This window comes from Streptomyces sp. NP-1717, from assembly GCF_022695985.1.
GTDB lineage: Bacteria > Actinomycetota > Actinomycetes > Streptomycetales > Streptomycetaceae > Streptomyces.
This window is the reverse complement of sequence record NZ_JAAPBF010000192.1, coordinates 1-14069: the sequence shown is the minus strand read 5'-3', so window position 1 is coordinate 14069 and position 14069 is coordinate 1. Positions and strand designations below refer to the sequence as shown.

At 72.9% G+C, this 14069-nt stretch carries 14 protein-coding genes; 5 read left to right on the top strand and 9 right to left on the bottom strand.

Annotated features, from left to right (window positions below):
• From GXP76_RS27850 to GXP76_RS27830, 5 genes are all read left to right on the top strand, one after another.
• Window positions 1-483, top strand: a 483-nt coding sequence (locus tag GXP76_RS27850) for a glycosyltransferase family 2 protein (RefSeq protein WP_374362829.1), incomplete at its 5' end; no start/stop codon positions are given.
• A 53-nt stretch (window positions 484-536) separates the two neighbouring features.
• Window positions 537-1292, top strand: coding sequence for a polysaccharide deacetylase family protein (locus GXP76_RS27845; protein WP_242574372.1), 756 nt, complete (start codon window positions 537-539; stop codon window positions 1290-1292).
• Window positions 1293-1454: 162 nt separating this feature from the next.
• Window positions 1455-3389 (top strand): hypothetical protein, encoded by a 1935-nt coding sequence (locus GXP76_RS27840; protein ID WP_242574371.1) that lies wholly within the window; start codon window positions 1455-1457, stop codon window positions 3387-3389.
• Window positions 3386-3775, top strand: coding sequence for a hypothetical protein (locus tag GXP76_RS27835; RefSeq protein ID WP_242574370.1), 390 nt, complete (start codon window positions 3386-3388; stop codon window positions 3773-3775). Before GXP76_RS27840 ends, GXP76_RS27835 begins: the two co-directional genes overlap by 4 nt.
• The gene (locus GXP76_RS27830) at window positions 3775-4860 is read left to right on the top strand and encodes a glycoside hydrolase family 26 protein (RefSeq protein WP_242574369.1); all 1086 of its coding nucleotides are present in this window, start codon (window positions 3775-3777) and stop codon (window positions 4858-4860) included. The genes GXP76_RS27835 and GXP76_RS27830 overlap by 1 nt, the downstream gene beginning before the upstream one ends.
• A gap of 93 nt (window positions 4861-4953) precedes the next feature.
• On the opposite strand, the gene GXP76_RS27825 is transcribed toward GXP76_RS27830, so the two are convergent.
• From GXP76_RS27825 to GXP76_RS27785, 9 genes are all read right to left on the bottom strand, one after another.
• Window positions 4954-6006 (bottom strand): serine hydrolase, encoded by a 1053-nt coding sequence (locus GXP76_RS27825; RefSeq protein ID WP_242574368.1) that lies wholly within the window; start codon window positions 6004-6006, stop codon window positions 4954-4956.
• Window positions 6003-6974, bottom strand: coding sequence for a hypothetical protein (locus GXP76_RS27820; RefSeq protein ID WP_242574367.1), 972 nt, complete (start codon window positions 6972-6974; stop codon window positions 6003-6005). The genes GXP76_RS27825 and GXP76_RS27820 overlap by 4 nt, the downstream gene beginning before the upstream one ends.
• Window positions 6971-7951, bottom strand: a complete 981-nt coding sequence (locus GXP76_RS27815; protein WP_242574366.1) for a hypothetical protein — start codon at window positions 7949-7951, stop codon at window positions 6971-6973. Before GXP76_RS27815 ends, GXP76_RS27820 begins: the two co-directional genes overlap by 4 nt.
• Window positions 7948-8640: a hypothetical protein gene (locus tag GXP76_RS27810; protein WP_242574365.1), complete on the bottom strand. Its 693-nt coding sequence runs from the start codon at window positions 8638-8640 to the stop codon at window positions 7948-7950. Before GXP76_RS27810 ends, GXP76_RS27815 begins: the two co-directional genes overlap by 4 nt.
• Window positions 8641-8653: 13 nt before the next feature.
• Window positions 8654-8839 carry a hypothetical protein gene (locus tag GXP76_RS27805; protein ID WP_242574364.1) on the bottom strand — a complete coding sequence of 62 codons (186 nt, stop codon included), beginning with the start codon at window positions 8837-8839 and terminating at the stop codon, window positions 8654-8656.
• A gap of 77 nt (window positions 8840-8916) precedes the next feature.
• Window positions 8917-11124, bottom strand: coding sequence for a lipopolysaccharide biosynthesis protein (locus GXP76_RS27800; protein ID WP_374362823.1), 2208 nt, complete (start codon window positions 11122-11124; stop codon window positions 8917-8919).
• Window positions 11117-12268: a DegT/DnrJ/EryC1/StrS family aminotransferase gene (locus GXP76_RS27795; protein ID WP_242574373.1), complete on the bottom strand. Its 1152-nt coding sequence runs from the start codon at window positions 12266-12268 to the stop codon at window positions 11117-11119. The genes GXP76_RS27800 and GXP76_RS27795 overlap by 8 nt, the downstream gene beginning before the upstream one ends.
• A 218-nt stretch (window positions 12269-12486) precedes the next feature.
• A complete protein-coding gene (locus GXP76_RS27790) occupies window positions 12487-13278 on the bottom strand; it encodes an ABC transporter permease (protein ID WP_242574363.1) in 792 nt (263 codons plus the stop codon).
• A partial coding sequence (locus GXP76_RS27785) for an ATP-binding cassette domain-containing protein (protein WP_242574362.1) occupies window positions 13275-14069 on the bottom strand: 795 nt, incomplete at its 5' end. The genes GXP76_RS27790 and GXP76_RS27785, both read right to left, overlap by 4 nt.

Genomic DNA, 14069 nt, shown 5'->3' with positions numbered 1-14069 from the left:
ATGGCCTTCCGCGTGTCCGCGCTGCGCGCCGTCGGCGGGTTCGACCCCGCCACCGGCACCGGCACACCCGCCAGGGGCGGTGACGACCTCTACGCGTTCGTCCGCATCCTGACCGCCGGCCACCGGCTGCGCTACACGCCCGACGCCCTCGTCTGGCACCACCACCGGGAGACCTGGCAGGACCTGCGGGACCAGGCGTACGGCTACGGCGCCGGCCTCACCGCGTACCTCACCGCCGTCCTCTGCCGTGACCCCTCCCTCCTGCCCTCGCTGCTCGCGAAGCTCCCGCGCGGTCTGGCCCACGCCCGCGCCATCACCGCGCACCGGCCCGGGGAGACCGGTACGGACGGGACCGGGGTGGGGGCGCCGGGCGCCCACGGCACCCACGGACACCCGTGGCCGCGCTCGCTGTCCCGGCTGGAGCGCAGGGGCATGCTGTACGGCCCGCTGGGCTACGCGAGGGCGCGCTGGGGGAGACGATGACGCCGCCGGGAGACCGTGAAGCGCGCATCCCCGTGCTTCTCTACCACGCGGTCATGGCCGACCCGCCCGACTGGATCGCCGAATTCACCGTCACACCCCGGCAGTTCGCCGCACATCTGGACGCGGTCGTGGCCAGTGGCCGTACCCCCGTCACCGTCGGCGCGCTCGCCGGCCGGCTGGCCGGCGGTGTCCCGCTGCCGCCCCGCCCCGTCGTCCTCACCTTCGACGACGGATTCGCCGATCTGCCGGGCGCGACGGCCGAAGCGCTCGCGGGACGCGGTCTGCCCGCCACCGCCTACCTCACCACCGGCGCCATCACCCCCGGCGGCGGCAGCCTGCTGCCGCCCGCGCCGATGATGACGCTCGCGCAGGCGCCGTCCCTGGAGGCACACGGCCTGGAGGTCGGGGGGCACACGGTCACGCACGCACAGCTGGACACCCTCCGCGCGCCCGAACTGGACCGGGAGCTGCGGGAGTCCAAGGCGGTACTCGAAGACGTACTCGGCCACGAGGTCACGCATCTCGCCTACCCGCACGGCTACAACAGCCGCGCCGTGCGCGGTGCCGCCCGCCGGGCCGGATACGACTCCGCCGTCGCCGTACGCCACGCGCTCAGCTCCGGGACGGACGACACGTACCGCATCGCCCGCCTCATCGTGCGCCGTGGCCACACGGTCGCGGACGTGGAGGCGTGGATGGCGGGGGAGGGCGCCAGGGCGGCGCCGTTCCCCGACTCGGCGGCGACCGTCGGCTGGCGCCTCTACCGCAGGACCCGCGCGTGGGTGAAGGGACCACAGTTCGCGGGGTAGGGCCGGCGCGACGGGGGCCCGCCGGAGGCCGGGCGCCGGCCCCTTGTCCGGCTTGCGACAGACATGTACGAGAGCCACGCAAAAGTGCGGAGAGTTCCTATAATTCGCTGAAGGGGAGAGTGGCGTGACGGCCGCGACCACAGGGGTGGGGGGAGTCGCACCGTGCAACCACGCGTGCCCGCGCCGGACTTCGGAACCCGTCCGGCCGAGGACCGGCCCGGGACCGAGGACCCGGCTCCGACACATCCACCGCCTCCCGATCCCCGGCCCCGCCGCGCGCTCCCACGGCTCCGGCATCTACTGCGCCCTCAACTGCTGTTCACCTGGCTCCCGTTGCTCGCGGGTGCCGCCCTGTGGACGTACTCGCTGCCGCGCACCGGCTTCCGCTCCATGGGCGACTACGGGCTCCTCGACCGCTTCCCCGGCACGTTCTACGCCGCGCTTCTCCTTCTCACCTGCGGATTCCTGGCCGCACTGCGCCGCGCCGGAACCGCGCCGTGGTGGCCCGCCGGTTACTGCGTGGCCCTCCTCGTCGCACTCAAGGCACCACCCGCCGTGCTGTACGACTCCGTGCGCTACCCGTGGGCCTCCAAGCACGACGCGGTCGTCAACCAGTTCCTGCTGAACGGCGAACTGCGCCCGAACGGCGCCCTGTCGGGCAACATGTCCGCCTACGACCAGTGGCCCGGCTTCTTCACGCTCGTCGGCGGGCTGGTGCGCGCCTTCGGTGTGGACGGCGCCGCCGTGTTCCTCAACTGGGCGCCGATCGTGCTCGGTGTGCTGATGATGCCGGTGCTCGTGCTGCTCTACCGCACCTTCACCGAGGACTGGCGGCTGGTGTGGACGGCCGTGTGGATCTTCCAGCTCGCCAACTGGGTCGGGCAGGACTATCTGGCGCCGCAGGGCTTCGCGTATCTGCTGCATCTGGCGGTGATCGCCGTCGTGCTCCGGCACTTCGTGCTGCCGGGATCGGCGGGCAGGCTGCGCGACCGGTCGTTCCTGGACCCGGCGTCCGCCGCCGTGCCACCCCCCACCGGCACCCGGCAGCGCGCCGCCGGCGTGGCCGTCCTCGCACCGCTGATCCTCGCCGTCAACGCCTCGCACCAGCTCACACCGGTGATGCTCTGCGTCTCGCTGTTCGCCCTCACGCTCACCCGCCGCTACCGCAACTACGGCCTGCTGGCCGTCGCCGCGCTCATCATGCTGGCCTGGGACCTGACGATGGGACGGCCGCTGTTCCTGGAGACGCTGGGCACCCTGCGCGACTCGCTCGGCCGGCTCACGCAGAACTCCCGTGCCGGATACGCCGGTCAACTCACCGGCCCCGGACCGGAACTCGCCGGTCTCGCCAACGTGTCGATGGTGCTCGCCGTCGCCGCGCTCGCGGGCGTCGCGCTGCTCCTGCGGCGCCGGCTGGTGCGCGCCGCGCTGCCCCTGCTGCTCGTGTCGCTGGCGCCCGTCCCGCTCTTCGTCGTGAACGACTACGGCGGCGAAATGCTCTTCCGCGTCTATCTGTTCGGCCTGCCCGGCGCCGCGTTCTTCGCGGCGGCGGCACTCGTGCCCGCCGCCGGGGGCGCGCGACGGCCCCTGCGGAGACGGGCCCGGGCGCTCACCCTCCACGGCGCGCTGCCCGTCACCCTCCTCGTGCTGCTGGCCGGGTTCCTGCCCTCGTACTACGGCAAGGAGAAGATGTACTACACCCCGCCGGCCGAGACCGCGCTCGTCACCCGCACCATCGACCGGGCGCCCGAGGGTGCCCTGATCCTCGCCACCACCGGTTCCTTCCCGCAGGCGCTGCACCGCTACGACCGGGTCGGGCACTGGTTCTTCGCCGAGCAGGAACTCCCCGAGAACGAGCGGATGCTGGCCGACCCCGCGCGCCATCTCTCCGACGGCATCCCGCCCGGCACCGACGCGTACGTGATCCTCACGCGCACGCAGGACATCTACGCGGCCGGCGAGGGACTGCTGCCACCGGGCGGCTTCGACACGCTGCGGTCACGGCTGACGACGTCGCCGCTGTTCCGGGTCGTGGAGGACCACCCGTACGGCACCGTCCTGGAGTACCGGCCGACCCCGGAAGGCGACGGCACATGACCTTGGATCATTTACGGCTCCGAGTACCGCTCGCCCTCGCCGGCTGGGGCGCGGTGGCGGCGACAGCGCTGCCCGGCGGTTCACCACTGCGCTGGATCCCGGTCCTGCTGTTCGTCTGCTTCGGACCCGGCCTGGCGCTCCTGCACCCGCAGCGCGGCTCGCTGCGCCCGGCCGCCAGGATCGAGGCCGTGGCGCTCGCCGCGCCGCTCAGTCTCTCCCTCGCGGTCACCGTCGCGACCACGCTCTTCCTGGTGCGCGGCTTCTCGGCGACCGCCCTGCTGGTGACGCTCGCGGCCGTCACGACCGTCGCCGCCGCCCTGCCGGGACTCCCGCTGCCCGCCGCGACGCGGGGCGCGGTCGGCGGCGACGGGCGGAGGGGCCGCTGATGGCGGCGCGGCTCAGCGACGTCGAGAAGCAGGCGTACACCGTGATCGTCCTGGTCGCCGTGGGGCTGCTCATCGCCGGGATCGGCATCTGGGCCACCGAGTCGGACGGGCCGGGGGACGACGGCTGCGCGGCGACGGACCTGCTGGAGCCGCCGTGCGGCGCGTGGTGGGGAGCGTACGTCCCGTACGCGCAGGACGGCCCGGCCGACGGTTCGCTCACCAGGGCGGTGTACGCCTTCGAGCGGAAGATCGGCCGCAGGCTCGACCTCGTCTACAACTACCACGACATGTCGAACACCGAACTCGACGGCCAACTCCTCACGCCCGACGAGCGGGAGCTGGGTGAGGACCGGCTGCTGATGCTGGCCTGGGAGTCCACGATCTGGCGCGAACCGCACCACGAGAACTGGACCGAGGACCAGCTGGGCTGGGCGAACGTCGCCTCCGGGAAGTACGACGAGGAGATCATCGATCCCCAGGCGCGGCGCATCAAGGAGTACGGCGACGAGACCGGCAAGCGCGTCTTCCTCTCCTTCGACCAGGAGGTCGACGCCCGCATCAAGGAAGGCGCGGGCACGCCGGAGGAGTACGTCGCCGCGTACCGCCATCTCCGTGACCGGTTCGACGAGTTGGGCGTGGCGAACGTGGTGTGGGTGTGGACGGTCTCCGGCTATCTGGGCAGCGCGCGGGAGATGAAGGCGCTGTACCCGGGGGACGACTACGTCGACTGGATCGGCATGGACCAGTACAACTACTACCTCTGCCACGACACCACCGACTGGAAGGACTTCGACCGCAGCCAGCGCCCCACGTACGACTGGCTGCGGGAGAACATCTCCGCCGAGAAGCCGCTGATGCTGGCGGAGTTCGGCACGGTGCCGGATCCGGCGGACCGCGACAGACAGCGCGACTGGTACACGCGGATCCCCGGGACGGTGCGGACGATGCCGGAGGTGAAGGCGCTGGTCCACTGGAACAGACCGGTCCCGGGCCCCAACTGCGACCTGACGGTCAACGAGGGCCCGGCGCTGGAGGGCTACCGCGAAGCGGGCACCGACGACTACTTCACCCAGCCCCTGCCTTAGTCACACCCCGCTGCGGGGGACCCTTCCGACCCTGGGCGGCCACCCTCAGCCCGTCCGGCGTTTGAGGACAGCCCCCCCCCCCGGGGGCCCCGGTCAATCCGCTCCGAACAGCACCCCGTACGCCGTAGGCACAAACGCGTCGGCCCGCCGGAACCGCCGCGTCGCCACCGCGGCCACCGCCGTCCCCGTCCCCGGACAGAACCCCAGGAACGCCTGCTGCCCGCTCGTCGCCCCGCAGTGGAAGTACGCCGGACCGTCGTCCGTCGGGTGCTGGAACCACGTCAGGGTGTGCGTGTGCGCCTTGCCGAGGCCGCGGCGCAGTACGGGGCGCCGTACCGCGTGCAGCGCGTCCGCCAGTGACGGCGTGCGCTCCGGACGGAGATGGGCCTCCAGGAAGGTGAGCAGGTCGTGCGGCGTGGCCCGCACCGCCCCGGCCGCCGCGAAGCCGCCGATGCGCAGCGGCGGCACCTCGCTCACACCGTCCGCGGCGCGCCCGACGGCCTCCGTCGCGTCGGAACCGGCCGCCCCGGCCCCGCGCGTCGTCGTGCCGCTCAGCCCCAGCGGTGCCAGCACCTGTTCCTCCATCAGCGCGTCCCAGCCCGTCCGGGTCGCCGCGCTGAGCGCGTGACCGAGGGCGGAGACGGCGAAGTTGGAGTAGTGCCAGCGGGTGCCCGGACGGTGGCGGGGTCGTGCGCCCAGGAAGGCGTCGACCACACGGTGCGCCGGATAGCCCGCGAACGGGTTGGTCGTCCAGTGCGGCAGCGCCTGCCGGTAGAAGTCGCGCGGCAGCGCGGGCAGTCCGGACGTGTGGGTGATCAGATGCCGCAGGGTGATCGGCGCGACGTGACGCGGCGGCCGGAGCCCGAAGCAGGACGCCGCCGAGTCGTCGTACGCCACCCGTCCGGCCCCCGCGAGCCGGGCCAGCAGCAGCCCGGCGTACGGCTTGGACGCCGACCCGATCTCGTACCGCAGTCCCTCCGCGCCCGGCGAGGCGCGGACGGTGCGGTGCCCGTGCACGGAGACGGCGAAGACGACGTCCGGGGCGTCGACCGCGCGTACCGCCGCGTCGAGCCGGTCGTGCGGCGTACCGGCGAGTGCGGCGCGGGCGACGCGCGTGAGGTCGCCGGTGAGTCCGGTCCCGGTCATGACGCGAGGGGGGCCGTCAGGCGCGCCATGGCGCGCGAGGTGGCCAGCACGGAGGCGAGCGCGGCGACCAGCGTCGGGTGGTAGACGATGTCGAACACGTCGTCCTTGCTCCCCTCCGGCATCTCCTGCGCCACCGGCATCGCCCCGTCCGGCTGCTGCGCGGCGGCGAAACCGCGCCACACCCGCTCGTCCAGGGTGGGTTCGGGCAGACAGGCGTCCACGACGAGCAGTTCGCCGAGCAGGTCCCAGCGCTTCAGGTCGAGCCAGTCGTCGAGCCAGACCGGCAGCCAGAGCGCGAGGTAGTCCGCGATGTCCGCCGGCAGTCCGGCCGGTCGCTGTCCCCAGTCGGTGAGATGGAAGACCGTGTGGGTGATGTCGTACCCGATGTGGCCCTCCACGGTCCACGGCTCGGGCGTGCGGGCGAGCCAGGTGTGCCGGGTGGCCTCCCCGACCGGGGTGCTCGGCGCCAGCCCGAAGCGCTGCTCGTACGTGGAGATGCCCAGGCGCCGTACGGGCAGGACCTCCAGGGCCGCCCAGCTGCCGAGCCGGTGGTTGAGGCGTGCGGCGCGCTCGGTCTCCGGTTCCTCGTAGCCCATCTCCTTGAACGGCAGGTAGACCTCGAAGGGGATGGGCGAGATCGGCTCCTGCCGCTGGCCGCGCGCCAGCATCCGCCCGCCGTCGAGGGCGTCGCGCCACAGATGGTCCATCAGCCCGCGGGCGAGGGACGCCTGCCGTGAGCCCGCCACCCCCTCCCGGAAGAGGATCTTGCAGATCATCGCGGCTTCGCCGATCGGCTTGAAGCGCTCCAGGAAGCCCACTTCGGGGTCGGCGTCGGGTTCGAGCCGGAAGCCGGCGCGGTTGGTGTGCAGCCAGTCCATCGCCCGCGCGCCGACACCGTGGATGAGCTTCGTGTGACCGGCGCCGGTGCCGCTGCCCCCGGCGGTGTCGTCGGTGCTGTCCGTCGTCATGCGACGCCTTCCTGTACGGCTGCCAGGCGGGCGTCGGCCAGCGTGGCGGCGAACGCGGCCATCAGCGTGGAGTGGTAGCAGTACGCGAAGTCCCGGGGCGGCTCGTGCGGGCGCCCCGCGCCGTTCTCGGGGATGCCGCCGGCCGCGTCCTGGACCTCCGCGATCCGGGACCACGCGGCCTCGACCGTCCGGGCGATCCCCGGATATGACGAGGTGTCAGGGAGGCTCGCGGCGACGGCGAGCAGCTCACAGCTCAGGTCCCACTGCTCCGCCTCCAGGCAGGTGTCCAGCCAGGCGGGCAGCCAGGTCGCCAGATATTCGCCGAGCCGGGACGGCATCCGGTGCGGCGCGTTGCCCCAGTCGGTGAGGTGGAAGACGACATGGGTCAGTCCGTAGCCCGCCGTCCGCTCGAACGTCCACGGTTCCGGCAGCCCGCCCAGCCAGGTGCGCGCGAGCGCGGCCGACGGCTCCCCGTACGGCGGAAGGCCCACGCGCCGCTCGGAGTTGAGCACGCCGAGCCGCCGGTTCGGCTCCTGCTCGATCCGCTCCCAGCCGCGCGTACGACGCACCGTGCCCGCCAGCTCCTCGAAGCCGGCGTGCCGCAGGCCCGCGGCGGCGAAGGCCGCGTAGATCTCCAGCGGATACGTCGCGAAGGGCTCGCCGCGCAGCAGCTCCAGGAAGAGTTCGCCCCGCCGGGTCTGGTCCCACGCGAAGTCCAGCAGCTCCGAGGCCCGGCGGTGCCGGTCGGAGCCGGGGGCGCCGCGGGCCCTGACGGAGAAACTGAGCTGGGCCAGTTCCCCGAGCGGCTTCAGCGTCCGGTTGACGTCGGCGCCGGGGTCGAGCACGTCGTCCGGCAGACGGAAGGAGTCGCGGTGGCCGTCCACCCACTCCAGGGCGGTCCGTGAGACACGGGACGCCGCCGACCCCCCGGCCGCCGGCGATGCGGCCGTCACCCCGGCCGTCCGGGACGTACTCATCCGCGGCCCCCGGCGCGGATGTGCCGCGCGGCGTGCACATGCAGGCCGACCCGGGCGTCGGCCCCGGCCATGAGCTCGACGAATTCGAGTCCGGTGTCCAGGCCGAGCGTGCCGGGGACACCGTCGATGACGCTCAGCCAGCGCCCGGCACCGGCTGCCTGGAGCCAGTCACGGCGCCGCACGGCGCGTACGAAGCCCCGCGCCACGTCCACCGGTCTGCGCGCGGCGGCCTGGGCGACCCCCGAATCGGCGCCGGGCACGGCGAGCGACGCCAGCAGCGAGAGCTGATGGGTGAGCCGCGGCCACTCCAGGGTGTCCAGCCACGACGCGTCGGGACCGGACTTCGCCCCGGTGCCGGACACGTCGAGTCTGTGCAGGGTCTGGGTCATCGCCCAGTGGCTCCACACCGTCGTCGCGGACGACGTGGCGCCGGGGGCGTAGGTGACGACGGCGCGCCGGAAGACCGCCAGGTCGTCCGGGAGCGGCCGGCGGCGGGTCAGGACGCTCGGCAGCAGGACGTCGGCGCCCAGTACGCGCACCGCCGCCAGGCTCAGCCGGTCGTCCGCGAGGGTGCCGACGGTGCCGCCCACCACAGAGGAGTGGCCCCCGTCCCGTAGGACGGAGACCACCTCTGAAGCCAGGTCATGCACCACACCCGCCAAGCGGGGAGAGGTACCTGACTGCTCCATTCGACGTCTCCCGTCAGCCCTTCTTCGGGCGGGGGGTGGGCGGCGAAAGGAGGACCGCGCCCGAACCGGCGGCCAGCGCCAGTGCGGCGCACTCCCGGCTGTCGCGGTAGGTGCCCTCGGCCTCGCTCGGGCTCAGGACCGCGTCCATGTCGACGTCCAAGTCCTGTGTGATGTCACGGGCGTTGATCTCGGTGGACATGCCATCATCCCCTCAGAATGAAGCTGATTTGACGTACATAAGTCAGTTCAGCTCACATATCGGGCACGTGCAAACGCTCAGCTCCCGGAGTGGGCCTCTCGGGCGGCGAAACGCGCCAGTACGGCGGTGATCGCCAGCGCCGCCAACCCCGCCGACACCGGAACGGCGACCGCCGCGAAGGCGCGCTGCGCCGCCCAGCCGCACACCGCGAGCACCCAGACGACGGCCGCGACGATCCGCCCGTCCACCCGCCCCTTCGCGAACGACACACGGAGCACGAGGGCGACCAGCCCCAGACAGAGCAGTTGCAGGACGACCGGCAGGAGCTCCGGCGCCCGCGCCTGACCGGTCAGCTGCGCGAGAGCGTCGGCGACCGGCCGGTGCCAGGGACCTGACGTCGCCTCGGGCCGTACGCCGAGGAGGCGAGGCACCCCGTGCAGCGCCCCGAAGAGGGTCAGCAGCGCGGCCGTGAGCAGGAGCGGACGCGACCGTACGAGCGCCAGGGCCGCGCACTGGACGACGATCAGCAGGACACCGCCGCCGAGGGTCAACGGCGGCAGCGCGGCGAGGAGTTCGGCACCCGACACCCTGTTCTCGCCGATGTCGCCCGCCTCCTGCGGCGGGAGCAGGAGAAGCCCGGCGGCCAGGGCGAGGAGCAGCCACAGGACCGCGGCGGACGGGTGACCGTTCCCGCGAGGGTGCGGGCGCGCGGCGGGCGAAGGAGGTGCGACGGGCCGCGCCTGTTCCGTACGGGCCCTGGACCTCGGTTCCCGGACGGGGATCCCGAACGCCGGGGTCGCCGTGTCGTGGACCCCGTGCAGATACGACGTCTGGCGCGCCCAGGCCGCCCGGTGGTCGGCCTCCTCCGCCGCGTCGGCGGGCGCCCCTCCCGTACGCTGCCTCCGCTCGGCCGCCTCACGCGCCCAGGTCGTCCCGAACGCCGTGTCCCGCGCCGCGCCCCGGACCCGGCGCTCCCGGCCGCGCCCGCTCAGCGCCGACCGCAGCCCCGGCGCCGCCACCAGCGCGATCAGCGTCATGGACAGCAGCATCGCCAGCCCGGCACCCGAGATCCCGGCCGGCCCGAGCAGCAGCACCGCGCTGCCGAGTACGGACACGCACATGGCGCCCTGGAGGGCGGCGAGCATGCCCGTACGGCCCTGGACGCGCAGCACGCCGATGTACAGCTCCACCACGACACGCGGCAGAGCGGCGGCGGCCAGCAGGCGCAGCACCGTCGAGCCGTGCTCGGCGTAGTCGGCGCCGAAGGGCGCGAGGACCTGGGGTGCGAAGACCACCAGCACCAGCACCACGGGCACCAGCAGCACCGTCATCCGGCGCAGCGCGCCCCGTACGCCGTCGGCCAGCCGCTCGGGGGAGTGCGAGGCGTGCGCGGTCAGGGACGAGGCCATGTTGATGGCCATGAACTCCATCGTCCCGCCGACGGTGTAGGCGGTGTAGAAGAACGCGTTGTGCGCCGCGTCGAAGCGGACGGCGACCATCACCGGCAGCAGATTGATCATCGCCAGGCTGAACAGTGCGCCGACCGAGTCACCGGCCAGGAACCGCCCGATCTCGGCCGGGCGCGGCGGCTCGCGGTCCCGGTCGGCGGCGGCCTGCCGGGGGATCAGGCGGCGGAACACCAGCCAGCCGAGCGGCAGTACGGACAGCGCGATGGCCGCCGCCCAGGACACGAAGACACCGAGGACCGGCAGCGCGGTGGCGAACACGACGAGCAGCAGCAGCTTGCCGAGGGAGAAGACGGCGTTGCCCACCGGCACCCAGACGGCCTCGCGCAGCCCGGTCAGCACCCCGTCCTGGAGGGTGAGCAGCGCCCAGGCGACGCACGCGCCGGTGAAGACGAGCCCGGCGGTGACGCCGCTGAGCGGCGCGTACGAGGGGCCCCACAGGTCGAGCGTCAGCAGGAAGACCACGCAGGCGACGCAGACGACGGCCGAACTGAGCGCGTACGCCCGCCACACGAGCGCGCCGGTCGCCCGTCCGGCCCTTGGCACGTAGCGCACCACCGCGCCGATCATGGTGGTCGCGGTGAGGGACGCGAGGAGCCGCATGGCGGCGATGGCGGCGGAGCCCTGGCCGACGGCCTCCTCGGTGTAGTACCGGGCGGCGACCAGCCAGAAGCCGAGACCGAGGGCGGCGGAGACTCCGGTGGAGAGCATCAGCGCGTACGCGTTGCGGAACATCGAGTCGCCGCCGGTGCCGGCCCTGTCCCGTCCGGCGGCGGGCCCGCCCTTCGCCGCCGGGTCCGAGCGCACCGTGTCAGCCACCGCGGTGCACCGGGGGTGACGCGGGCTCGGCCCCCGACTCGTCGAGCGCGGCGATGACTTGGCGGGCGCGTAAGGGGTCGGCGGGCAGCGCGTGGCGGGCGAACCAGGCGGCGGGCGCGGGGCGCGGCGACGCGTCGGTGAAGACCTGGCCCGCGTACACGTCGAGCGGCGGGTCGTAGAGATAGCCGGTGGTGATCCGGCGCCGGGCGAGCGCGGCGACGGCCGCGTCCCGGTCGGCGACGAGCAACGGCACCCGGAACAGCGGCCGGACGGGCCCCGGCGGCGCGGGCGCCGCCCACCGGGTCGCCAACAGGCGTTCCGTGCCCGCCCGGTGGGCGGCGAGCAGCGGATCGAGACCGGACAGCAGCCGTTCGGTACGGCGCAGGCGCAGCGGGCCCGGTGTGACGCGGTACCGGCGCATGTCCACCCGTACCCACGAGTCGAAACCGTCCAGCCCCGGCCCCTCGGCCAGCGCCTCCTTCAGCTCACCGGGGCGCAGTTCCATCCGGATGCCCCGGCGCTCCTCGGCGCCGACCGCCCGCAGCAGCCCCCGCGCGGCCCGGACCAGCCGCAGCCCGCGCACACCCGCCTCCGCGTACGGCCGCAGGGCGTAGGTGAGTTCGGCGGCGAGCGCGGCCGGTTCGAGGAGCGCGTCGCGGGCCGCCGCCAGCTCCGTACGGAGCGCGGGATCGGCCATGGCGAGGAACCCGCCGGTCTTGGCGCCCACATGCTTGGAGAGGCTGAACACGGCCGCGTCCCCGAAGGTCCCGACGGCCCGGCCCGCCACCTCGCCGCCGATGGCGTGGGCTGCGTCCTCGATCAACGGGATCCCCGACGCGTCGCAGCGGGAGCGCAGTTCGGGTGCGGGGTCGGGGTTCCCGTAGAGATTCGTGGTCAGTACGGCGCAGAGCCCGCGCCAGTCGGACTCCGGGACGGCCGCGGGGTCGATCGAACCGTCCCGCGCGTCCAACGGCGCCTGGACGGGGCGCAGTCCGGCCGCGAGCACCACGAACATGATCACGTCGTCGTTGACGGGCGACATCAGCACCCGGCCGCCGGGCGGGCACCAGTGGCGCAGCGCCACGTAGAGCCCGAGCCGGCACGACGGCACGTACAGACACTCCCTGCCAAGACGCCGCCGCATGAGCGATTCCAGCGCGGCGTACGGCGTCGGGCAGCCCTCCCCAAGAGCCATACCGTTCCCCCCTGCCCCGGATCAATGTGGCCTTTGGGGACGCTCCCGTCAATACGGTCGCGGCGTGCGTGACGCGTGAAACAGGGCGGCGTACTCCGGCGCGGTGCCGGAGTACGCCGCCCTGTGAGGGGACGAGGTGCGGGAGGCGGCCCGTGCCGTCATCTCCGTTACTTCGGGTCGCGGTTGAACTTCGACGTCGACCAGAAGTAGCCGAGCACCGCGAGGCCCAGGCACCAGGCGAGGGCGAGCCACCCGTTGTGGCCGATCTCGGTGCCGAGGAGCAGTCCGCGCAGGGTCTCGATGGCGGGGGTGAACGGCTGGTACTCGGCGATCGGCCGGAACCAGCCCGGCATGGTGTCGACCGGGATGAAGGCGCTGGAGAGGAACGGCAGCAGGATCAGCGGCGTCGCGTTGTTGCTGGCCGCCTCGGGGTTGGGGCTGACGAGGCCCATGCCCACCGCGACCCAGGTGAGCGCCGTGGCGAACAGCGCGAGCAGGCCGAAGGCCGCGAGCCATTCCAGGACGGTGGCGTCGGTGGAGCGGAAACCGATGGCGACGGCTACGGCGCCGACGAAAAGGACGCTCAACACGCACTGGAGCACGCTGCCGACGACGTGACCGACGATCACGGAGCCCCGGTGGATGGCCATCGTCCGGAAGCGGGCGATGATGCCTTCCGTCATGTCCATGGACACGGACACGGCCGTACCGATGGTGGTCCCGCCGATGGTCATCATCAGGATGCCCGGAACGAGATAGGCGATGTAGTCGGAGCGGTCGCCTCCGCCGCCGGTGATGCCCGCGCTCATCACGTCGCCGAAGATGTAGACGAAGAGCAGCAGCATCATGATCGGTGTGAGCAGCAGGTTGAGGGTCATGGACGGGTAGCGGCGCGCGTGCAGGAGATTGCGGCGCAGCATGGTGTTGGAGTCGCGCACGGCGAGGGCGAGGGTACTCATCGGGTGTTCTCCTTGGACTGGCTGGGGACGTTGGCGGTGGTGGTGGGGTTGGTGGTGCCGGTGAGGGCGAAGAACACGTCGTCGAGGTCGGGGGTGTGGACGGTGAGTTCGTCGGCCTCGATGCCGGCGGAGTCGAGCCAGTCGAGGATGGAGCGCAGTTCGCGCTGGCTGCCGTCGCTGGGGATCTGTAGCGCCAGCGCCTCGTCGTCCCTCGTGACTTCGGTCAGAGCGGAGGTGGCGGTCTGATACGCGGACGGGTCGGTGAAGCGCAGGCGTACGTGTCCGCCGGGGATGAGCCGCTTCAGTTCTTCCGCGGTGCCTTCGGCGGCGATCCTGCCGTCGTTGAGTACGGCGATGCGGTCGGCGAGTTCGTCGGCCTCTTCGAGGTACTGGGTGGTGAGGAAGACGGTGACACCGCCGGCGACGAGTCCGCGGATGATGCCCCACATGGTGTGACGGCTGCGCGGGTCGAGGCCGGTGGTCGGCTCGTCGAGGAAGATGATCCGCGGACCGCCGACCAGCGTCATCGCGATGTCCAGACGCCGCTTCATACCGCCGGAGTAGGTGGACGCGGGCTTCTTCGCGGCCTCCACCAGGTCGAACCGCTCCAGCAGCTCGGCCGTCACGCGCCGCCCCTCGGCACGGGAGAGATGGTGCAGGTCCGCCATCAGGAGCATGTTCTCCTCACCCGTGATCAGACCGTCGACCGCGGAGAACTGCCCCGTGACACCGATCGCGGCACGCACCGACTGCGGGTCCCCGGCCAGGTCGTGACCACCGACCCGCGCCTG

What these genes read in the sequence shown, in the direction of transcription:
- GXP76_RS27845 (WP_242574372.1), top strand. Translation starts at nt 537, where the DNA reads ATGGCCGACCCGCCCGACTGGATCGCCGAATTCACCGTCACACCCCGG.
- GXP76_RS27835 (WP_242574370.1), top strand. Translation starts at nt 3,386, where the DNA reads ATGACCTTGGATCATTTACGGCTCCGAGTACCGCTCGCCCTCGCCGGC.
- GXP76_RS27830 (WP_242574369.1), top strand. Translation starts at nt 3,775, where the DNA reads ATGGCGGCGCGGCTCAGCGACGTCGAGAAGCAGGCGTACACCGTGATC.
- GXP76_RS27825 (WP_242574368.1), bottom strand. Translation starts at nt 6,006, where the DNA reads ATGACCGGGACCGGACTCACCGGCGACCTCACGCGCGTCGCCCGCGCC.
- GXP76_RS27820 (WP_242574367.1), bottom strand. Translation starts at nt 6,974, where the DNA reads ATGACGACGGACAGCACCGACGACACCGCCGGGGGCAGCGGCACCGGC.
- GXP76_RS27815 (WP_242574366.1), bottom strand. Translation starts at nt 7,951, where the DNA reads ATGAGTACGTCCCGGACGGCCGGGGTGACGGCCGCATCGCCGGCGGCC.
- GXP76_RS27810 (WP_242574365.1), bottom strand. Translation starts at nt 8,640, where the DNA reads ATGGAGCAGTCAGGTACCTCTCCCCGCTTGGCGGGTGTGGTGCATGAC.
- GXP76_RS27805 (WP_242574364.1), bottom strand. Translation starts at nt 8,839, where the DNA reads ATGTCCACCGAGATCAACGCCCGTGACATCACACAGGACTTGGACGTC.
- GXP76_RS27795 (WP_242574373.1), bottom strand. Translation starts at nt 12,268, where the DNA reads ATGCGGCGGCGTCTTGGCAGGGAGTGTCTGTACGTGCCGTCGTGCCGG.
- GXP76_RS27790 (WP_242574363.1), bottom strand. Translation starts at nt 13,278, where the DNA reads ATGAGTACCCTCGCCCTCGCCGTGCGCGACTCCAACACCATGCTGCGC.